24 protein-coding genes are annotated in these 19,238 nt (G+C 33.0%); 2 read left to right on the top strand and 22 right to left on the bottom strand.

Annotated features, from left to right (window positions below):
• Positions 1-121: 121 nt before the first annotated feature.
• Both BUC11_RS11085 and BUC11_RS11090 read left to right on the top strand, forming a co-directional pair.
• Positions 122-1,336 carry a tetratricopeptide repeat protein gene (locus tag BUC11_RS11085; RefSeq protein WP_317041243.1) on the top strand — a complete coding sequence of 405 codons (1,215 nt, stop codon included), beginning with the start codon at positions 122-124 and terminating at the stop codon, positions 1,334-1,336.
• A gap of 285 nt (positions 1,337-1,621) precedes the next feature.
• Positions 1,622-2,668, top strand: coding sequence for an o-succinylbenzoate synthase (locus BUC11_RS11090; RefSeq protein WP_073354079.1), 1,047 nt, complete (start codon positions 1,622-1,624; stop codon positions 2,666-2,668).
• Here the strand turns inward: BUC11_RS11090 and BUC11_RS11095 are convergent.
• From BUC11_RS11095 to BUC11_RS11190, 22 genes are all read right to left on the bottom strand, one after another.
• Positions 2,652-3,758, bottom strand: coding sequence for an AI-2E family transporter (locus BUC11_RS11095; protein WP_073354080.1), 1,107 nt, complete (start codon positions 3,756-3,758; stop codon positions 2,652-2,654). The two genes, BUC11_RS11090 and BUC11_RS11095, sit on opposite strands and share 17 nt — an antisense overlap.
• Before the next feature lie 251 nt (positions 3,759-4,009).
• On the bottom strand, positions 4,010-4,249 hold the full coding sequence (locus BUC11_RS17330) for a hypothetical protein (protein WP_317041244.1): 240 nt from the start codon (positions 4,247-4,249) through the stop codon (positions 4,010-4,012).
• Positions 4,239-4,718, bottom strand: a complete 480-nt coding sequence (locus BUC11_RS11105) for a nuclear transport factor 2 family protein (RefSeq protein ID WP_073354082.1) — start codon at positions 4,716-4,718, stop codon at positions 4,239-4,241. The genes BUC11_RS17330 and BUC11_RS11105 overlap by 11 nt, the downstream gene beginning before the upstream one ends.
• A gap of 246 nt (positions 4,719-4,964) precedes the next feature.
• Complete coding sequence (locus tag BUC11_RS11110) at positions 4,965-6,998, bottom strand: OmpA family protein (protein WP_073354083.1); 2,034 nt, start codon at positions 6,996-6,998, stop codon at positions 4,965-4,967.
• A 68-nt stretch (positions 6,999-7,066) separates the two neighbouring features.
• The gene (locus BUC11_RS11115; protein ID WP_073354085.1) at positions 7,067-8,842 is read right to left on the bottom strand and encodes an Ig-like domain-containing protein; all 1,776 of its coding nucleotides are present in this window, start codon (positions 8,840-8,842) and stop codon (positions 7,067-7,069) included.
• Between the two features lie 736 nt (positions 8,843-9,578).
• Positions 9,579-10,277, bottom strand: coding sequence for a diguanylate cyclase (locus BUC11_RS17085; protein WP_217651040.1), 699 nt, complete (start codon positions 10,275-10,277; stop codon positions 9,579-9,581).
• Positions 10,278-10,418: 141 nt separating this feature from the next.
• Positions 10,419-10,775: a hypothetical protein gene (locus tag BUC11_RS11125; RefSeq protein WP_073354087.1), complete on the bottom strand. Its 357-nt coding sequence runs from the start codon at positions 10,773-10,775 to the stop codon at positions 10,419-10,421.
• Position 10,776: 1 nt separating this feature from the next.
• Complete coding sequence (locus BUC11_RS11130) at positions 10,777-11,124, bottom strand: hypothetical protein (RefSeq protein WP_073354089.1); 348 nt, start codon at positions 11,122-11,124, stop codon at positions 10,777-10,779.
• Positions 11,125-11,168: 44 nt separating this feature from the next.
• Entirely contained in the window at positions 11,169-11,501 is a 333-nt protein-coding gene (locus BUC11_RS11135; RefSeq protein WP_073354091.1) for a YtxH domain-containing protein, read from the bottom strand.
• 39 nt (positions 11,502-11,540) lie between these two features.
• On the bottom strand, positions 11,541-11,693 hold the full coding sequence (locus tag BUC11_RS16780; RefSeq protein ID WP_139171392.1) for a lmo0937 family membrane protein: 153 nt from the start codon (positions 11,691-11,693) through the stop codon (positions 11,541-11,543).
• 43 nt (positions 11,694-11,736) lie between these two features.
• A complete protein-coding gene (locus BUC11_RS16785; RefSeq protein WP_139259470.1) occupies positions 11,737-11,889 on the bottom strand; it encodes a lmo0937 family membrane protein in 153 nt (50 codons plus the stop codon).
• A 29-nt stretch (positions 11,890-11,918) separates the two neighbouring features.
• A complete protein-coding gene (locus tag BUC11_RS11140; protein WP_073354092.1) occupies positions 11,919-12,551 on the bottom strand; it encodes a porin family protein in 633 nt (210 codons plus the stop codon).
• A 194-nt stretch (positions 12,552-12,745) separates the two neighbouring features.
• Positions 12,746-13,207, bottom strand: coding sequence for a sll1863 family stress response protein (locus tag BUC11_RS11145; protein WP_073354094.1), 462 nt, complete (start codon positions 13,205-13,207; stop codon positions 12,746-12,748).
• Between the two features lie 171 nt (positions 13,208-13,378).
• Positions 13,379-13,564, bottom strand: coding sequence for a general stress protein CsbD (locus BUC11_RS11150; RefSeq protein ID WP_066077407.1), 186 nt, complete (start codon positions 13,562-13,564; stop codon positions 13,379-13,381).
• Between the two features lie 254 nt (positions 13,565-13,818).
• On the bottom strand, positions 13,819-14,025 hold the full coding sequence (locus BUC11_RS11155; RefSeq protein WP_073354095.1) for a hypothetical protein: 207 nt from the start codon (positions 14,023-14,025) through the stop codon (positions 13,819-13,821).
• A 133-nt stretch (positions 14,026-14,158) separates the two neighbouring features.
• The gene (locus tag BUC11_RS11160) at positions 14,159-15,043 is read right to left on the bottom strand and encodes an MlaD family protein (RefSeq protein ID WP_073354106.1); all 885 of its coding nucleotides are present in this window, start codon (positions 15,041-15,043) and stop codon (positions 14,159-14,161) included.
• A gap of 17 nt (positions 15,044-15,060) precedes the next feature.
• Entirely contained in the window at positions 15,061-15,837 is a 777-nt protein-coding gene (locus BUC11_RS11165; RefSeq protein WP_073354097.1) for an ABC transporter ATP-binding protein, read from the bottom strand.
• A gap of 1 nt (position 15,838) precedes the next feature.
• On the bottom strand, positions 15,839-16,597 hold the full coding sequence (locus BUC11_RS11170) for an MlaE family ABC transporter permease (RefSeq protein WP_073354108.1): 759 nt from the start codon (positions 16,595-16,597) through the stop codon (positions 15,839-15,841).
• A 429-nt stretch (positions 16,598-17,026) separates the two neighbouring features.
• Positions 17,027-17,482, bottom strand: coding sequence for a PA2169 family four-helix-bundle protein (locus BUC11_RS11175; protein ID WP_073354100.1), 456 nt, complete (start codon positions 17,480-17,482; stop codon positions 17,027-17,029).
• 161 nt (positions 17,483-17,643) lie between these two features.
• Positions 17,644-18,084: a hypothetical protein gene (locus tag BUC11_RS11180; protein ID WP_073354101.1), complete on the bottom strand. Its 441-nt coding sequence runs from the start codon at positions 18,082-18,084 to the stop codon at positions 17,644-17,646.
• A gap of 122 nt (positions 18,085-18,206) precedes the next feature.
• Entirely contained in the window at positions 18,207-18,428 is a 222-nt protein-coding gene (locus BUC11_RS11185) for a hypothetical protein (protein WP_073354103.1), read from the bottom strand.
• A gap of 44 nt (positions 18,429-18,472) precedes the next feature.
• A complete protein-coding gene (locus BUC11_RS11190; protein ID WP_231379971.1) occupies positions 18,473-18,859 on the bottom strand; it encodes a hypothetical protein in 387 nt (128 codons plus the stop codon).
• Positions 18,860-19,238 lie beyond the last annotated feature (379 nt).

The raw sequence follows: 19,238 nt of genomic DNA on the forward strand, positions 1-19,238 counted from the left end.
AGTTGTATTTGGAGCTGTTTCCTGCTATTCGCTTGTATCTTTACTTTTCTCCTCTCGTCTCAAGAGACGAGAGGAGAAAAGTAAAGGATACCGCTGCTATCAGGGCTATAAAATCACGTTAATGAAGAACATGAATATTAAAAAAGTACTATTTCTACTATTTACCGCAATTGTTTTTCAGTCAAGTTTTTCACAAAAAGACGGGTACTGGGACAAAGCACGCGCTACGACTGAAGAAATTTCAGTTTCTGCCAGAGACCGTATAATTATAAAAACCCAAGATTTTCCAGAAGGAACCACCGAAGTTGTTTTCAGAATAACACTTTTGGATAAAAACCAGCAATTAGCGGGTAGTTTGGTTTCAGTGTTAAAAGCCATCCCAGACCCTACAGGAATTAGCCAAGGTTCAGCAGGAGCAGTTTTTATACTGTCTAAAATCTCAGGTGAAGATAAATGCAAATATGCTATTTTTTCTAGCGCCAACGTAGCAACGCAATATAAAGAAACTGGAAAAACTGATGCCGCTTGTTTGGTTCAAGAGACACCCGTTAGTAAAGATGCTAAACTACTTTCTGCAGACAAATCAGCTTGTATGCAATCAAATGTTGGAAATCTATGGTTTGGTTTCGAAAGTAAAAACTGGATCATGAATCAGAAAATCATTCTCGAAGTCGTGCCGTGGGTGGATAACAAACTCAGTCGTGGCTGGACGCTAGATAACAGAAAAGCAATCATCGATCAATGTAAAACTTCTAATTTAGCTCAAAAAATGAGCAGTTCAGATGATTTTTGCGTCTGTATTCTCGATAAAATCCAAGCCACGTATAAATCTAAGGAATTCCAAAAATTGTTACCCATGGAGCGTGCAAAAGCCTTTAAGGATTTTGGAAACAGTTGTTTTGGCGAAAGCAATCTTTCTAATACCGTTTACAACGATTTGCGAAAACAAGCCGCTGGATTAGCAAAGAAAGGAAAGCACGGCGAAGCTATCATTAAACTGACAACCGTTATCAATGATGGAAAAGCAACGGCTTTGGATTATAATGCCATTGGAAATAGTTATCTGTTGACAAAGCAGTACGGAAAAGCGATAAAATTCCTGAAAGAAGGCGAGAAGCAAGACGAAACCGAATTATTGATACAATTAAATTTAGCCCATGCTTATTTATTAAATGATAATTATACTTTGGCAAAAGCACTTTACAAAGAATACCAAGCACAAAACGTAACGGATAGCTTGAGCTGGACACAAAAAATGAAGCAAGATTTTGAGAACTTCAAAAAAGTGGGAATTCAAAGTAAAGATTTTGAGCGAGTTTTGAGGCTGATTAATTAAAAGTATTGTGTTAGCACTCTTAGTTTTGAATATTAATTGATAATCGTAGACCTAAAAGTCGCAAGCTGTAGTTTTTATTTTTGCATTCTATACCAATAAAAGAAAACCCAAAACGGAAAACCGAAAACAGAAAACCCAAAACGGATAACCTAAAACGGATAACCGAAAACTAATAACCCAAAACGGATAACCGAAAACAGATAACCGAAAACGCATAACCGAAAACAGATAACCCAAAACGGATAACAGAAAACAGATAACCCAAAACGGATAACCTAAACTATTTTGAAAGCAACCTACCATAAATACATTCTCAATTTCAAGCGTCCATCAGGTACTTCTCGGGGCGTGATGACCGAAAAAGAAACCTGGTTTATTGTCTTAGAAAAAGACGGAAAAAATGGAATAGGAGAATGCGGCATCCTTCGCGGATTGAGTATTGATGATCGACCGGATTATGAAGAAAAATTACAATGGACTTGCGACAATATTTATCTAGGAAAAGAACAACTTTGGGAAGCGTTATTGGAGTTTCCTTCGATACAATTTGGAGTTGAAATGGCGTTCCAATCCTTGGAGAGTGATACTCCTTTTTTACTCTTTCCTTCGGAGTTTACAAACGGGTCAAAATCAATGGTGATTAACGGTTTGGTTTGGATGGGCGAGGAGTCGTTTATGAAGCAACAAATCGAGGAGAAATTAGCAGAAGGATTCACGTGTATAAAACTCAAAATAGGAGCAATAGATTTCGATAAAGAACTGCAATTATTACGGTTTATACGAGAACATTTTACTCCGGAACAAGTCGAAATTCGGGTTGATGCTAACGGTGCTTTTAGTTCAGAAATGGCTTTATATAAATTAATACAACTAGCTGAATTTAAATTACATAGCATCGAGCAACCGATACAAAAAAACCACACTGACAGGATGGCAGAGTTGTGTAAAATCACTCCTTTTCCTATTGCTTTAGACGAAGAGTTGATCGGTGTATTTGCTTTGGCTGAAAAAGAGCAATTGTTAGAAAAAATTAAGCCGCAATACATCATTTTGAAGCCAAGTTTTGTAGGTGGTTTTCGAGGCACACAAGAATGGATTTCATTGGCTGAAAAGCATAAAATAGGATGGTGGATTACCTCAGCATTAGAGAGTAATATTGGACTTAACGCCATTGCACAATGGACGTTTTTACAGCAAAATACAATGCCACAAGGGTTAGGAACTGGCGGACTTTATACGAATAATTTTGATTGTCCATTAACAGTTTCTGAAGGACAATTGTGGTATAAAAAAGAAGTAGAGTGGGCGTTTGATTTTAATCTTTTGAAATAGGCTGTTCAGACAGTTTCCCTACTTCTCCATCTCCCAGTAATACTGATAATGTCTTTAGGCTGGGCGTGCGGTCTGCAATTAATTTTATGATGCTTGTGAATGGAATAAACAGTATCATTCCTGCAGCGCCCCATAAAATACCGCCTACTATTACCACAATTATAATAACAAGTGTGTTTATTTTTAAACGGCTTCCCACTGCAAAAGGAAATATAATGTAGGCTTCGAGTAATTGCACAATTGAAAAAACCACAATTACAGCTAAAGGATACCAAACCGAATTGTAAGTTATCCAAGAAACGGCAATGGGTAACAGGGCCGATATCATGATTCCTACGTACGGTATAAAAGTGAGGATAGAAGCAATAAATCCAAAAAGGAAAGGATTTGGCACCCCGATAATCCAAAGCCCAATACTGTTTAACAATCCTACTATTAAATAGACCAATAGCATTCCTTTGATGAAATTATAATATTCATGAATAGTTTCGATCAAAATTTCATGAATGGTATTTTTTTGCTCCGCAGGAAAAAGTTGGTACAAAGCATTGGACAACAATTGTCTGTGGTACAATAGTAACGCGGAGAAAATAGGAATCATCAATAAAAAAAATACAGATTCAGAAACGGAATAAGCAGTGCTTCGTAGGATTGAAAATACCTGTGAACCCGAATTACTGAGCATATTACCAATAAAGTCGGATTGTTTTTCTAGACTAATATTAAATCGTTCCGAAAGTAACAGACTTAATTCCTTTATCGTTTCTGCTAATTTAACTCTTAAAGATTGCCATTCCTTTAGAAATTCTGTGAACTGTGCAAATAATAAATAAAGCACGGCCCCTGCCAAAAGCGTTACTACTAAAATCGAAATAAATGTGGCTATTCCTTTACCAAGTCCTTTTCCTTGCATCCATTTACAGATAGGATAGAGAATAAAACTCATGAGTAATGAAAAACTTAAAGGAATGAAAAGTGTTTTACCAAAATATAAAACTAAAGAAGCCAGTACTATAAACTGGAGTATTTCGAAAACAGTATAGTTTCTGCTGGTTAGAAATGGACCCGGAGTTTTAGAAGATTTTATCATAACCAAAGTATGTAATAGTTGTTAAATCATATTCTTCGTTCCAGCACTAAATAATTTTTTAAGATTCTACTAATCGCTTATGGTAATTGATTTGACCCAAATGATAGGCGAGGTGCGTGGTCAAATGAATTAGCATATATTCAGTAGTTGTTTTTTCTTAAATACTACAAGTGGAAATTCTATTTTCAAATCCTGTTGTCCTAGACTATCCAACGCATTTTCTACTGCAACTTGAGTTTGTGCTATTTTTGTTAACAATATTGGCCTTGAATTATCTTTAAGGGAAGAGTCAATTGCTCGATTTCTGATATAGTCTGTTTTCCTATCTCAGCGGCACTATAAGTTGTTAAGTTTCCTAGTAAATGCGAACAAATATTGCCATCGGAATTAGTAATTCCTTTTTGGATTTCCCAAATCGTACTTTCGTTTTTGTATGATTCAATTTTAATTTTAAGCTTTTTGAAAAGGACTTTTAAAGTATTAGTTAGCATGTTTAGTTTCTTTATACTTTCGTAATGATGCCAATGCTTGTTGTTGTATTTTTTTTTGAAAAAATCCAGTCCAGCCCAAAAGCTGTCCTGTAAATCCAAAAGCTTGTTTGGACCATTTCCAAATGTCAAAATCATCCGTATGCTTTATAATTAAACCGTCTTTAAATTGAAATTGCGACTGAATGTGATTGCTTACTTTTCTATTGTTTTTGCTGAAATTATAGGTGGCAATCCATTTGGCCGTACCTGTGTATTCATTGGCTTTTACATCTGAGTATTCAATTTTTATAGTGCCTTTACTTTTCTCAATAAGCATCTGCCACATTTGGAATACGTCATGTCCTTTTAATAAACCAAACGCAGGATCCCGAAACTGAATGTTTGAATCGTAACATTCACACATTGTCACTGCATCAGCATTTGCAAAAGCTGTATAGAATTTGATAATGATTTTCTCGTTTGAAGACATCCTTTTAAATAAAGTGAATAGTAAAAATACTAAATTTTTTTGAGCAAATTTAATGTTTCAAATCTAAATTGACAGAAACGAAGTTCCGTTATTATTTATAAAAGGAAATACTGTGGTTGAAATTAGTTCATGATAAAAGGATTGTACTGACTTTATGATTTCAATGGAGACCAAAAAAAAAGGATAGACTTTTAAGTTTCTATCCTTTTTGTGCATTTATAAAAGTTTATTCTCCCTGTAACAGTATTATCTAGTAGCAGGAATAATGTCAATAATTACGGTACGATTATAAAAACGTTCCTCTGGAGTTTTATTTTCAAAAGGAGATTTATTTTCATCTTCTCCAAATCCGTTAACTTCAAATTGAACATCGTTTCTTCCTGATTTTGCTAAAGCTTTTTCGATAATCATCTTTACATCATTTGCACGTGAGGCAGATAAATTAAGGTTGTATGCTTCACCACCAATAATATCAGTATGTCCGTGAATCATCACTTTTGCACCAACAGGAATTTTAGGAGTTACAATATCAGCAAGGTATTTTTCATACATTGTAATGGCTACTGCTTTATTGAATTCATAAAGAATACTGTATCTCATTCCTTCAATTGTTTTTGCAGGAGTCCAAAGCACCACATGTATTGGTGTTTCTTTTTCTATAATTTTACCACTTTTGGTTTGGCCAATCATTTTTACTTTGTAATCTCCTTCTGGACGACTACCTAAAATTGATTTTCCTGAAATCTTAACTTCATCCTCCATGTACGGTCCAAAAGACTGTACTTTACCTTGCTCGTCCGTCATTTGCAATGACCAAGAAGATAATGCTTCTCCAGCTCCTTTATTATTAAAGGTTACATAGCTTTCCATAGGTGCTTCTTGTGATGCAACAATCTGTACTGGTTTCAATTGTGCATCAGTACCACTTTGAAATTCCATTAATAAATCAGGAGAGCTGCTCTCGATAGAAACTCTGCGATCTCCTTCACGTAACAATACTAATTCTAGTGTTGCACCTGGTTGCTCAGAAGGGATATTTGGCTTTTCTTGACCTTTGGTTGCAATTCTAGAAGCATTGATGGCAAATACATTAACTAAATACGTTTTAACCGATTCAGCCATTGCAAGTCCATCCGCATTTCCTTTGTTAGAAGAACCCACTAACGAAATAGTAGCTGAAGGATTTTTTTGCATGCGATCCCCTAGGATGTTCAATACATTGTAATATACGGTCATTTGACGCTTAGAACGGTCAGATAAGTTTTTTGGAGCAAATACTTCCAATTGATCTTCCTTAAAGTCTTTCACCTGATTTTTCGTTAATAAAACATAACGGTTTGGAATTTCATTCGAATCTTCATTAAAGAAAACGTAGTTTCTTAGTGGGAAAATTTCAGTCATTCTGTTTTCTCCAGGAACATTACTAGGAGAATTTACAGAAAAAGAAACTTCACGATCTTGAACCATGTCAGTTGCTTCTTGAATGTTTTTTCCTTGTCCAAATTTAAGTGCGACACCGGCTCTGATGGTTGTAATATTCCAAGTTTCGGTTGCACGAGGATTTTGACCAAAATAAGGTTGGAAAGAAACAAAAGGGGACAATACAAATTGTGTCTTATTGCTATCTGAAGATAATGGAATATCATATCCTGCACCAATTTGCATTGATAAAATAGTTTCTTCAATTTCACTAAACTCGCCCGAAACTGCTGGAGTAGCTGCTTGATTTGGAAATGCTGGATTTACACCTAATTCATAGGTAAATGATTTATCTAGGTTGAAAGCCAAACGAGGACCTCCATAAAGATAGAAATTAGATTTAAATGGAGCAAAACGTACGCTTGGTTCAACAGTAAGGTAACTAAGATCCGTAGATAAGTCAGCAGGACAATCACAAGCGGTTCGTACTTGGTCAAAAGTACCTTTACGGCTATCATAACCTGCTTGTAGCATTACTCCCCATCTAGAGTCAGCAGGGCGATATTCTAAAAGAGGGGCAATAAATAGTCCCACACCATCACCATCATGAAATGTTGCAGGAGGTGTAAAACTCGCACTTAACTGATTAGTAGAACCACGGTAAAAGTTAAAATTAGCTCCACCAGCAACGCCAAAGAACCAAGAAGGTTTAGCGTACTTTACCTCTTGTGCTTGCTGTGCCAATACGGGAGTTTGAACACTTAACCAGGTCAATGAGGCTACTAAAAGACTCTTGATTGGTAAGTTATTTGGTGACCAAGCTTGGCGAGATCCCTTTTTTAAATGAGTTATATTGTTCATATTTTTTATTTTTATTGCGTTATATCGAATAAATCCCGCCCGTAAGCGGGATGTACAATTACTTTAACTTAATTATTTGGAACGTTTATAGTTGTATTTACCATTGTTACAGAGGCTACTAAAGAGATTGCTCTTCCATTAAGTACTGTTTGCGCAGCATTTCCTGCAGTTGAGAATGTGACTCCTGCATTAGAGATTATTGTTCCTACCATAATTCCTCCTCCAGCGCCATTGATAGTTGCCGCAGTACCCACATACCAGAATACATTTTTAGGTAAAGCTCCATTTTTCATTATAACACTTTTTGCACCGTTTGGTCCTGCTATTCCTACTGTAAGTCCAGATGCTGTTTGAAAAATCCAAGTTGCATTAGGATCTCCTTGAGCGTCCAAAGTAAGGTTACCATTGCTAATTTTGAAAGTACCACTAGCTGATTTATAAACTCCTGGGGCTAATGTCAATCCTCCTAGTTCACCTGCGCCTGGATCAGTTCCTCCTGGTTTTGAAGCGGGAGAAATACTTAGGTAAGCTGCATTTGCATCAAGTAATCCTTGTTTAGCTATATCAAATGATGTTTGTGTACCTGGAGCAGGTGGAGCAGTGTATATTTTACCTTTCACATCTCCTACATTTAAAGGAGTTTCTGTATATATGGCTGTAGCGTCATGAAATCCTGTTACTAAAGTTGAGGCAGCTGTAGTTCCAATACTACCGTTAATCACAGTATTTAACCCCTGATTTGTTATTCCAGCGTTTCCACCAAAAGCACCAAACATTGCAGCTGATCCAAGATTTACTTGAGAAGGCTGAACTACTACTGGAGGATTTACTGTAGTGGTAAAATTCCAAACATAATTATTAGCTAATGGAATTCCTATGGTGCTTTTAGCATTTGTTGTTATTGTGGCCGTATAAACCAATCCCGGTTGTAATGATGCTGTAGGATCAAAAGAAGCAGTTAATCCTGAGTAAGAAACGATACCGGCGATTGATGTTGTACCTTGTCGTAAAGTAAAAGTTGTAGCATTTATACTTGAAGGATCCATTGGTATGTTAAAATCTGCCGTTACTGTTTTTAATAGATTAACTCCAGTTGCGTTATTCACCGGATCAGTTGCAGTTACGATAGGGTTAACTCCTGTTTTAAAAGTCCATACATAATTGGCTCCTAAAGCTGTACCAAGTGTATTTTTAGCATCAGTTGTAATTGTTACCGTGTAGGTAGTGTTTGCCTGTAATGGGTTAGTGGGTGTAAAAGAAACCATTGATCCAGTATAAGCGATAGTTCCAGCTACGGGATTTGCTCCTTGTTTTACTGTATAACTAGTACCATTTAATGTTGAAGGATTCATTGGCATGCTGAAAGTAGCTGTGATTATTTTGTTCAAGGCTACGTCAGTTGCGTTGTTGATTGGATCTGTGCTAATTACAATAGGTCTTAAAATCAAACCAGTAGTAAAAGCCCAAACGTAATCTGTTTGTAAAGCATTACCCATCACGTCTTTTACTAAAGTTTTTACTCTTCCCGTGTAGGTGGTGTTTTCTAAAAGGGGCGAAGAGGGTGTAAATGAAGCTGTTTTACCTGAATAGGTTACCGTTCCTGCAACAGAATTTGTACCTGTTAAAGTAATTGAACTTTGGGTAATTGTTGCTGGATCCATCTCTGTATTAAAAGTTACTGTAATAACTTTATCTACTGATACTCCTACTGCATTAGATATTGGACTTGTCGATTCTACAATTGGACATACACCAATCGTTTCCTGGAAATCATCGCTTGCGCATCCAGAAATTAATGCAATAAGTAGTATTGCAAATGTGAATAGTAAATTTTTTGTTTTCATTTTTTATTAATTTAGGGGATTATGAATTTTGTTCTCCAAAGGTCAGTTTGTTAACAACTAAAAGTCTTATACTATTAAAATTATTAGTTGTAAGATTCACTTATTTTATTTGTTAAAATTTTTAGTAATATATTTGAAATCAGTAATTTGATTTTTTTTAATGTGTTAACAGAATGTTATTTTCATGATTTTTAATAAAGAAGTTAGTACAAAAAAAGATATCTAAAAATACATGCAACACTTTTGGTTGCTACAACTATTTTACAATTAGTTTCTAAAATAAATCATTTTAGAATGAAAGTCCATAGTGTTTTGATTTAGTATATTACAAGATGGATGGTTTGAAGCAGTAATTTTTGCCACGGATTTGCAAATTTCAAAATTTTATCATCTGCCAATTTCCGGTGATAAAAAGTTTTTTAGAAGTTAAAGCGAGATGCAGTAAAGAGCATAGTTTTAACGCTATCTGAAACCGATAAACGTCGTATTAACTACAATCTAGAGCGTGTTTAAAAACAACAGTACTGAACACCATTTTTTTTATTAACCAAAGGTGAAAGGGAAAAATAGCAATAAGTGCGTTCTTGATTTTAAAATGGTTAGAAAAAAATTGAACCATTAGCTACACTCAATTTTTTTCCTTTTGTTTTAATGTGTGAATAAAAAAGGTTAGTTCTGTAGTAAAGGTATCAAGTGTTATGGCAGACTGCTTTATATATTCTAAATAATCTTTAATTTATTGTTTAGAATTAGACGACTGGTCGAGTATGAAGGATATTCCTAGAATGTTAGTCACTGGCTGTCTCAGTTTATGCGAAGTCATAAACATGAGTTTTTCTAAACCTATTATGTATTCTTTTTGATATTCTTCAGCGATATTGAGTTCAGAAATAGCATTCAAAAGTTGTATGGCACGCTTTTCTTTTTCTTGATTTTGAAAAGCAAGTTCTTTATTAGCAATAATTAATTCTGCTGCTCGTTTTTCTTTTTCTTGGTTTTGAAATACAAGATTTTTGTTAGCTAAAATTAGTTCTGCTGCTCGTTTTTCTTTTTCTTGGTTTTGAAATATAAGCTTTTTATTAGCAATAATTAATTCGGTTGCACGCTTTTCTTTTTCTAGATTTTGGAAAGCGAGTTCTTTGTTTGCTATCAGCAGTTCTGAGGCCCGTTTTTCTTTTTCTTTGTTTTGATGGCCTATTTCTTTTTCAGCAATAATAAGTTTTGCTGAAAGTTTCTGTTTTTCTTGGTTTTGAAAAGCAAGTTGATCAGTGATAACAATTAATTCTGAGTCCCGTTTTTTTTGTTCTTGAATTTGAAATACAAGTTTTTCATTAGCGAGAATTAATTCTACAGCTACATTTATTTTTTCGTTATTTGGAATAACAAATAAATCGTTTTTAATTTCTGAGTCTATAGTATTGATTCTTTTGAGCATCCGACTTTCAAATTAAAGTTTATAAACGAAAATAACTTTCAAACGTAGTGCAAAAGTACTGAATTTGAAATGCGAGTGCGAAAGATTAATTGTAAAAACAAAAATTAAATTGCCTTAATATTTACTGCCTGTAAAAGGAAATTAACTGTTTTGTAATTCGTTTTCTTTTACTTTTTCAGAATGTTTGGTGACCACATTTGTGATTACAAATTGCAATAGTGTTCCTAAAATTCTTTTTATTGGATTGTGAGTGGATCCTAATAAAACTTTTTTAGTTAAGTAACCTGTAGTTATTCCGATGACATTGCTTAGTATGTTGCCTTTAAATTCAGATGTAGTGGCCATTTGACCAAATGCATTTTTAATCAAATTTACAGGTTTTAAACTTTCATAAGTATAATAATACTGATCTTTCAGTTGTAATAAATCCTCGGCTTGTTTTAGTTTCAGTAATGCAATCGCTTCTTTAAGAGTTGCTGTCTCGTTTGGCTTTTTCATATTAACTTTTTTTAAGCATTTTAACAATAATAAAATTACTGATTGGCATTTTAAGCCATTGATCTTTGAAGAGGTAAAGAACAATTGCAACTAGGAGATAAAGACTGGATACTATAAAAAAACCATAATATATTTTTCCAAGTAATTCACCAATCCATAAGGATAAACCAATGTTTGCAAGGAAGGCAAACAGTACAAAAACAATAGAAACGGTTAATCGAGATAATAAAGATGACATCACATCAGCAGTTTTGTCAACTGCATTTAGTTTAGCCAGTTCTACTGTTGTTCTGGTATAATCTTCCGCTCTTTCAAAAAGCATTTCTATTGTTGATGCGTTGTTTTCCATAATGAAATTTTTAGTGTACTAAATAGAGAAATTTTAATATCTGATTAGATATTTGTATTTTTCATATCATTTTTTGCATCTTGAAATTTTGATTTTCCTTCAGCAAGCAAAGCTTCACCATCACTTTTAGCATCATAAAATTTTGATTTTCCTTCTGATACTAAAGCTTCCCCTTCTTGCCAGATTTTCTCATATTTATTAGTGATTGTTCCTAACAATGTATCAAGTTTATCTTTCAATTCGTCAGCATAATCATTGCTTTTGTCCATGATTTTTCTTCTAGTTTTGTCTCCTTTTTCAGGGGCAAACAATACTCCTAATAATGCTCCAACAGCTACTCCGCCTAAAACTCCTAATATTATTTTATCTGCTTTCATAATTACTTATTTTATTATTATTTTTAATTTTTAATTTGATTAAATACTTCTACCTGATATCAGTCTGAAAAGTATTGCGATTACAGCAATGACAAGTAAAACATGAATAATAGATCCCAGGCTGAATGCGAAAAAGCCAATTGCCCAAAAGATTACTAAAATTACTGCTATTGTATAAAGAAGATTTCCCATGTTTTTTTATTTTAATGATTAGATGATAATTTGTTGCGTTGCCCTATACTTTTCTGCCTGATATTAGTCTAAATAATATTGCAATTACTGCAATAACAAGAAGAATGTGAATAATAGATCCTGCGCTATAAGCAAAGAATCCAATTGCCCAGAATATTACTAAAATTACTGCGATGGTGTAAAGAAGGTTACTCATGATTTCTAGTTTTTAGTGATTAGTATATATTAGTTTAGTCTCAATCCTACATAAACGTTTAATACGCTGTTTTTTGCATCAGATGAAATAAAGTTACTTGAGGAATCATCTTTTCCTATTTTTGTAAGTCCATAGTTGTAACGAACTCCAAAGTTTACTGCGTCCAAATCAATTCCAACACCTCCAGAAATACCAGCATCAAACTTGTTAAAATCATTCGTGTCTAATTCTCTTTGAGAAGAAGAAAAATTAGAATCATTTGTTGTTTTTCCGCTAACCATATAAGCAGCATAAGGACCAACATGTACATTAAAATTTTCAGTGATATTAGCCACTAATAATATAGGGACTTCAATATAGTTGACATTAAATTTTGCAGTTCCTTGAACAATAGCATTGTTATACACTAATTCAGCACCTTTTGTAGTGTAATTAATCTCTGGCTGAATAGCGATGCTGTTTGTAATAGGGAACTTAGCATAAAGTCCTGCATTGAAACCAGTAAGTACATTATTATCGTCAACAGTATCTGTGTAAAGGTTGGAAAAGTTAAGTCCACCTTTGAAACCATAAGAGGCTATTTTTTCCTGAGCTTGCATCCCTGTGAAAGACATTAGACCTAAAACTGCTGAAGCGAAAATTAAATTTTTTGAATTTTTCATTGTATATTTTTTTATTGTTTGTGTATACTACAAATATCCACATCTTGTGTAAGTAAGTTGTTACATTACTTTTGATAAAATTTATATTATTCACACTTTGCAGGATATAAATTCAAGTTTATATTTTTCAAAATCGCTATCAATCAATTCATTGTATAAAAAAGGCAAGTTGTTACACTTGCCTTTTTGACTTTCTATTTATTGTCAACAGTCAAGTTTTTGAATGCTTGACCTAGTTCATCCATATCGCGGTTGTACTCTTCTTTAAATGATTTCCAGTCACTACTAGTGTCGTTTTTGTACATTTCGACTTTGGTTTTAATCTCTCTATTTTTTTCTTCTAAATCTTCAATTTTTTTTGCATAGGCTTCATCAATCGATTTGCCTCTTTTTTTCAAATCTGCTTTCATTTCAGCAATACGAATTTCATTTTGTGCAATGGTAGCGTTTGTGCTTTCTTTAAAGGCTTGCCATTCTTGTTCCGTTGCTGCTTTTCTCGCGTCTGACAATTCTTCTTTGGCATCGTCAAGATCTTCTCTGGCATTTTCTACATTGTCTTGTGCAGCAGCTTCTTTTTTTGTGGAGTCCTGACATCCAACTAACACAGTTGTGGCAATAAATGTGGTAAGGGCTAGATTTAAAAATGTTTTTTTCATGATCTTAGATTTTATATTATTTTTTGAATTGTTTGTATTTTTTTATTTTAAAACATAAAGCGCTTAAGGTAAACGGTTTAAGATAATTAAAGATACTAAAATTATTTTTGTCTAACAAAATTTTTATTTTGGAGTAAAGAGATGTATGGTAATTAATACGAATGATTTTGTTTAAAGACTTTCAAAGATCTTCAGTAGTTCTTCTCTAGTTTTTCCCAATTTCGATTGGTATTTGTTTAACATTTCCTCCTTTTTCTCCTCTGAAAAAAGAGATTTATTATTGGTTAAAGCGGCAAATTTCTCTTTCAGTTTCTCTTTTTGTTCTTCCCAATTTCCCTCTTGTTCTATTGAATCCATCTTTTTTATATTACATGCAAAATAATTTTTACAATACAAAGTTGGCACTTTTAGAGAATGGTTCAGTTACATAAATTTAGATATTAGTTGTTTTATTCACAGATTATAAAAAAAGTGACTATTCACGGCTAACACAAAAACGGTGCTAGTAGCGAATAGTCAAGTCAATTTTATCTCGAAGAACACTGGAAGACTTTAAATAAGGTACTGTTCCCTTGATTTTCAATTGAACATATTTTGAATTAAAGGAATGGTTACTGTTGGCTTTCTAAATATTTTTTAAGAATGTTTTCTAATGACTCATAATAATCATGAAGTACTTTAGTATTAATTTCTGGATTATTTACATCGGGTATGGTCGCCGGTAATTCTGACAAATATTTATTTAATTCTGGGTATTGATTTTGAATTTTCAAGATAATTTCTAGAATTGCTTGATTAAGCTCTTTTTCTGTTTTCATAATATAGTGTTGGGATAAGTAAGGGTACTGTTAGTTTAAACAAAATAAAGGTAAAGACTACTTGTAATGTATTTTTTCATTTCAAATTTTGCCTTGTAGCAACCCTTTTAAATTTGCAAATATAGAATAGGATTTATTTTAGAGAATCATTTTCAGCTCCTATTTTTAATTCTTTTTTCATTTCAGTTACTTCCAGGTCTGAAATCTCATCTTGCTTTTTTTCTTCTTCTTTTTTCTTTTTATTGAAGTAGCCTCTTAGTAGAAAATTGTGTTTTGCAGCTTCAATAACTTCATTTAATCCTTTGGTAACTGTTTTAACATTGCTTAATGAGGAATCAATAACTTTTCCCATTCTTTCATCACTAACCAGTTTTGATAATGCGCCTTTTCCGTTATTCATGTTTACCGTAAATCGCTTAAATTCGGTAGAGCTGTTCTCCAAATTAGAGACCATATTTTTTATGCTGTTTCCAAATTGCTCATCAGAAACCAATCTGGATAAGGCACCATTTCCATTGTTCATACTTGAACTGAATTGAGCCAGTTCAGCTGTAATTACACCAGCATTATCAACACTTTTTTTAACGCTGACCATTAAGTCATCCATTTCTATCGCTTGCTTTGAAGCTATATTATCATTATTCTCAACAATAATATTCGATTTTTTACCGGAGGAAATGATCAATACTTTATCTCCCATCAAACCATCAGAGCTGATACTAGCAATAGCATCTTTTTTTATGTATTTGCGTACCTCATCCTTTATGACTAATGTAATGACTACCGAGGTATCGGTTAGAAATTCAATTTCTTCTACTGTTCCAATATTAATTCCAGACAGACGGACATTATTTCCAACCTCTAATCCATTGACAGAATTAAATTTTGAATACAATTCAAAGGTAGACCCAAAAAGATTTTTTTGTTTTCCAACAAAATAAATGGTCCCTACAAAAAGGACTAAGCCTATAACTACAAACATTCCCAATTTCCATTGGTATCCAGATTCTTTAATCATTTTTATATTTTTATTGGTTATATGAAAAAAGAACGAACCCATTCATCATCACTTTTTTCTAATTCATCATAAGTTCCTTCGGCATGGATGACACCGTCTTTTAAAATCATCAGTCGGTCGCTAGTGTGTTTTGCACAGGCCATATCATGGGTTATAATGATAGATGAAGTTTTATATTTTTTTTGAATTTCGAGTACCAATTCACTAATTTCTCTTGAAGTGATGGTGTCGAGTCCCGTTGTAGGCTCATCGTACAATATAATTTCAGGTTTTAAAATAAGTGTTCTTGCCAGACCAATTCTTTTGCGCATCCCTCCAGATAATTCTGAGGGCATTTTATCAATGGCTTCACTCAAACCTACACTTTCTAGAATTTCCTTAATTTGATTTTCAACTTCCTCTGCAGTTAAATCTTTAGCATGTCGCATTAAAGTAAATCCAAGATTCTCCCGAACACTCATAGAATCATACAAGGCAGCGTTTTGAAATAAAAATCCAATTCGAACTCTTATTTTGTTAAGCTCCGAATTATCCATCTTCGTAATGTCAGATCCAAACACTTTGATTTCTCCTTTGTCAATACCCATCAATCCAACGATACATTTTATCGTAATTGATTTTCCAGAGCCAGATTTTCCTAAAATAACAAGGTTTTCGCCTTTCTTCACGGTAAGATTAACACCTTTTAAAACCTCATTTGTACCAAAGGATTTATACAATTCTTTTATTTCTATTACTGGATCGTTCACGGTAGCAAGAGCGTTAAGTTCCACGTTTGTTTTTTCTTGTGTCATTTTAGAAAAATAAATCGGTTATTTGAACGGCCAACATGTCTATAATAAAGATGGTCAATGAAGCAGTCACCACCGCAGAGTTAGCCGCTTTACCAACACTCTCTGTTCCATTAGCAGCATTAAAACCTTTATAACATCCTATCATACCAATAAAAAAACCAAAGAAAAAAGTTTTTATCGTTGCCGGAAAAATATCTAAAAAGGTAATTGATTCTAATACTTGAGCTAAATACCGATGAAAATTCACGTCGCTATGAATATTAATTCCAATATATCCGCCTATAACACCGATACCATCTGCATAAATTACTAATAAGGGAATCATCAAAGTTGTAGCCAAAATTCTGGTAACGACTAAATATTTATAAGGGTTGATAGCTGAAACCTCCATGGCATCAATTTGTTCTGTTACTTTCATGGATCCTAATTCAGCACCAATACCCGAGGAAACTTTACCGGCACAAATCAAAGCGGTTATTACAGGCGCTATTTCTCTAATTAGCGAGAGTGCCACCATACTTGGCAACCAAGATTCAGCGCCAAACTTAGCTAGAGTAGGTCTTGATTGTAGTGTAAGCACTAATCCCATTATAAAACCGGTAATGGTTACTAATGGCAATGATTTATAGCCTATCACGTAACACTGTTTGATGAATTCCTTCATCTCATAAGGAGGTTTAATTACTTCTTTAAAAAAACGGAAAGCAAATAATGTAACATTACCTACATCATTAAATGTTTCTTTTAAATAGCTAATTATACTTTCCTTTTTTGCCGTTAGTGTATTACTCATGTATCGTTTCTGTTATTTTTTGGATTTTTTACAACATTAAAGTTTTATGCAGAATTTTTGATAGGGTAGTGGATGAAAATTGACACAATTCTTCAGTGCATATTTATTTGTGCTTGTATCGCAACTTATTTTGAGAATAGTGAGGACTACTATACTTTGTGCAGGTAGAATCAATAATTTTAAGTTCTTCCATAAACAAAGCGAGGGGATTTTATAAAAAAAAACAGATTTCTTTTAAAAAATTTCATAATAAATCTCGCTCTCTAACGGCCTTAAAATTAGTTGCTATTTTAGAATTCACTGCGCCAAAGAATAGGAAAAACTACTACAATTAGTTTTTATTAATATCGCTTAAAAAGAGATTGACTAATCAAAAACGATTATTCAATTTTCATTTTATGACAACATTAAATCACCTAATTTTTTGACTTTATCATGGTGCTTTGTCAGCATAATTTGTTGTGATTTAAGCCTAATGTGCAGTTCTGCAGTAAGATAATCTAGATTGTTAGACAGCGTGTCTTTGTAACTTTTTATGGTGACAAATTCATTGTATTCTAAAGTGTTCAAAATATCTTCTCTATCTTTTCCAGCAACAGTTAATTTAAAATTAATCCAAAATCTTGAAAATAGACTATTCCTTTTTACAATATGCACTGGAACGCCTCCCATTTTTTGAACTTCTTCTACAAGTTCTAATTTGAAAATGGCACTAGTTTCTTGGAATTCAGCGAACAAATCTTTTAAATCATGCTCTACCGTTACTTTTTTGGCTGTTTTATAAATCTCAATTCTTTCCGTATTGATTTCGATAAGATTATTTAAAACTACAATTGATTTTTCTTTATTCATGACCTTAACTATTATAAATTAAACGAACATAGATAGCATCTTAACTTAGAACTACTGGTAATAAAAAGGAGTACTACTCTTTTTGCTTTTTTGATAGGTCAAAAACACATCCTTGATTTAAAAAGAGTAGTAACCCTTATGTTATAAAATTCTAGATAAAACTAAAATCTGTTTGTGGACAGGATAAGTTGCATTCCAGGATTTTGTGCATCTGGTTGGTCCTCAGCTGTAATAAATATTTTTGAAGGTTCAAATGAAGTAACAGTTTCAAAACTAGCTTTCAGTTTTGAGGACATAAATCCACTATCACTTTTTATTTGTCCAATGTTTTTAACAAGTGCATCTTCTGTTTCCATCCAAACTACATAGACACTTTTTGCAGGCTGTAATCTGGTTACTTCTGCTAAATTTGTTATTTTTACTTTAATAGAATAATTTTTATTACTATCCTTTTTGACGCTTACATTTCCTTTTGCTGCAGGAACTATAGATGAGTTTTGAAAAGCCACATTTTTTCCACAAGAAGAAAATGAAACTATCAAGAGTAAAGCAGCTAACGCTAAGAACAATTTTTTAATATTTGATTTTAATTGAATTGGCATGGGTATTATTTTTAAGTTATTTTATCCTCCAAAATTAATTGAACAGAAAGCAAAATGGGTTATATAAATATTTTTAAATGTTATATTATTCACACGTAATCATGCGATAACTTCTTTTAATTTTATGCTTTTTTGGTAGTGCCAGTCACTAATAAAACAACGCCTCCTACGGCGAGCACAATGCCAATTATTGGTGACCAGGCCATGGGATGATTTACTTCTTTATTAATTTCTATTGGACCTATATCCACCACTTTTTCAGTGGTTGTGAAATTGAAGCTATTGTACAATACCATTATTATTCCTATGATAATCAGGATGATTCCGATACTTTTTGTTTTCATATTGAGTACGATTTATTTTATTTTTTTTTCAAGTGATTGCTGTGTTAAACGCCAGAAAAATATTGTTTGACAAAATTGTGCTGCTGATTCACAGTCATCTTATCTGTGTGTTTAATTTCAAATTTAATTTTTAGAAAACGCTCATCTTCACTCAAGAGATCGAAGAGTTCAATTTTCGCATCAGTTGGACCAAAGAGAATGACCCTCTTGTAATCTTTTATGGTTTCTCCAATTTTTTTATAATAGTCGTATAGTTGTTTTTTTTCTTTGTCCTTCATTAATTTTGCGGGCTTTAGCAAATGGCTAGTACTGTCTTTTAATGCAAATTCTGATTCAATAGTTTCAATTTCAAAATGTTTGGAAGTAAATTCCATTAAATGAGCAAAAGAATGATCCATCCAAATACCCAATTTTTTTTTAGTTGTCATCATGATCAGTTTCTAGGATTATTCAATGCTACGTGGTTTAACATTAAATGATAATTAATAAATTATAATTATCTAAAGTTCAGCTATTTGATAGCATTATTTATTATATAAATTTATGTAAAAATTATATAATTCACATGTTTTTTCGCAAACAAAAGTCATTGAAATTTAAAATAAATTAGAAACGCGCTAAAAATAAGGCACTGATAGATATATTTAAAAGCAGAAAACTAACTTTAATCTGTAGGAATAGAACGCAAGAGGCTCATTTATTTTGCATTATATTTTTCAGTACATGACAAAAATTATATTTCGCTGTTAGTCAGTAAAATACGAGGTAAGTATTAGGAAAAGAGACCGGTATTTTGTAAATTATAAGATT

This window comes from Flavobacterium xanthum (assembly GCF_900142695.1).
GTDB classification, from domain to species: Bacteria; Bacteroidota; Bacteroidia; order Flavobacteriales; family Flavobacteriaceae; genus Flavobacterium; species Flavobacterium xanthum.

Excerpts from the sequence above, each read along its gene's own strand:
- BUC11_RS11085 (WP_317041243.1), top strand. The coding sequence starts at position 122 with ATGAAGAACATGAATATTAAAAAAGTACTATTTCTACTATTTACCGCA.
- BUC11_RS11095 (WP_073354080.1), bottom strand. The coding sequence starts at position 3,758 with ATGATAAAATCTTCTAAAACTCCGGGTCCATTTCTAACCAGCAGAAAC.
- BUC11_RS17330 (WP_317041244.1), bottom strand. The coding sequence starts at position 4,249 with ATGCTAACTAATACTTTAAAAGTCCTTTTCAAAAAGCTTAAAATTAAA.
- BUC11_RS11105 (WP_073354082.1), bottom strand. The coding sequence starts at position 4,718 with ATGTCTTCAAACGAGAAAATCATTATCAAATTCTATACAGCTTTTGCA.
- BUC11_RS11110 (WP_073354083.1), bottom strand. The coding sequence starts at position 6,998 with ATGAACAATATAACTCATTTAAAAAAGGGATCTCGCCAAGCTTGGTCA.
- BUC11_RS11115 (WP_073354085.1), bottom strand. The coding sequence starts at position 8,842 with ATGAAAACAAAAAATTTACTATTCACATTTGCAATACTACTTATTGCA.
- BUC11_RS17085 (WP_217651040.1), bottom strand. The coding sequence starts at position 10,277 with ATGCTCAAAAGAATCAATACTATAGACTCAGAAATTAAAAACGATTTA.
- BUC11_RS11125 (WP_073354087.1), bottom strand. The coding sequence starts at position 10,775 with ATGAAAAAGCCAAACGAGACAGCAACTCTTAAAGAAGCGATTGCATTA.
- BUC11_RS11130 (WP_073354089.1), bottom strand. The coding sequence starts at position 11,124 with ATGGAAAACAACGCATCAACAATAGAAATGCTTTTTGAAAGAGCGGAA.
- BUC11_RS11135 (WP_073354091.1), bottom strand. The coding sequence starts at position 11,501 with ATGAAAGCAGATAAAATAATATTAGGAGTTTTAGGCGGAGTAGCTGTT.
- BUC11_RS16780 (WP_139171392.1), bottom strand. The coding sequence starts at position 11,693 with ATGGGAAATCTTCTTTATACAATAGCAGTAATTTTAGTAATCTTTTGG.
- BUC11_RS16785 (WP_139259470.1), bottom strand. The coding sequence starts at position 11,889 with ATGAGTAACCTTCTTTACACCATCGCAGTAATTTTAGTAATATTCTGG.
- BUC11_RS11140 (WP_073354092.1), bottom strand. The coding sequence starts at position 12,551 with ATGAAAAATTCAAAAAATTTAATTTTCGCTTCAGCAGTTTTAGGTCTA.
- BUC11_RS11145 (WP_073354094.1), bottom strand. The coding sequence starts at position 13,207 with ATGAAAAAAACATTTTTAAATCTAGCCCTTACCACATTTATTGCCACA.
- BUC11_RS11150 (WP_066077407.1), bottom strand. The coding sequence starts at position 13,564 with ATGGATTCAATAGAACAAGAGGGAAATTGGGAAGAACAAAAAGAGAAA.
- BUC11_RS11155 (WP_073354095.1), bottom strand. The coding sequence starts at position 14,025 with ATGAAAACAGAAAAAGAGCTTAATCAAGCAATTCTAGAAATTATCTTG.
- BUC11_RS11160 (WP_073354106.1), bottom strand. The coding sequence starts at position 15,043 with ATGATTAAAGAATCTGGATACCAATGGAAATTGGGAATGTTTGTAGTT.
- BUC11_RS11165 (WP_073354097.1), bottom strand. The coding sequence starts at position 15,837 with ATGACACAAGAAAAAACAAACGTGGAACTTAACGCTCTTGCTACCGTG.
- BUC11_RS11175 (WP_073354100.1), bottom strand. The coding sequence starts at position 17,482 with ATGAATAAAGAAAAATCAATTGTAGTTTTAAATAATCTTATCGAAATC.
- BUC11_RS11180 (WP_073354101.1), bottom strand. The coding sequence starts at position 18,084 with ATGCCAATTCAATTAAAATCAAATATTAAAAAATTGTTCTTAGCGTTA.
- BUC11_RS11185 (WP_073354103.1), bottom strand. The coding sequence starts at position 18,428 with ATGAAAACAAAAAGTATCGGAATCATCCTGATTATCATAGGAATAATA.
- BUC11_RS11190 (WP_231379971.1), bottom strand. The coding sequence starts at position 18,859 with ATGATGACAACTAAAAAAAAATTGGGTATTTGGATGGATCATTCTTTT.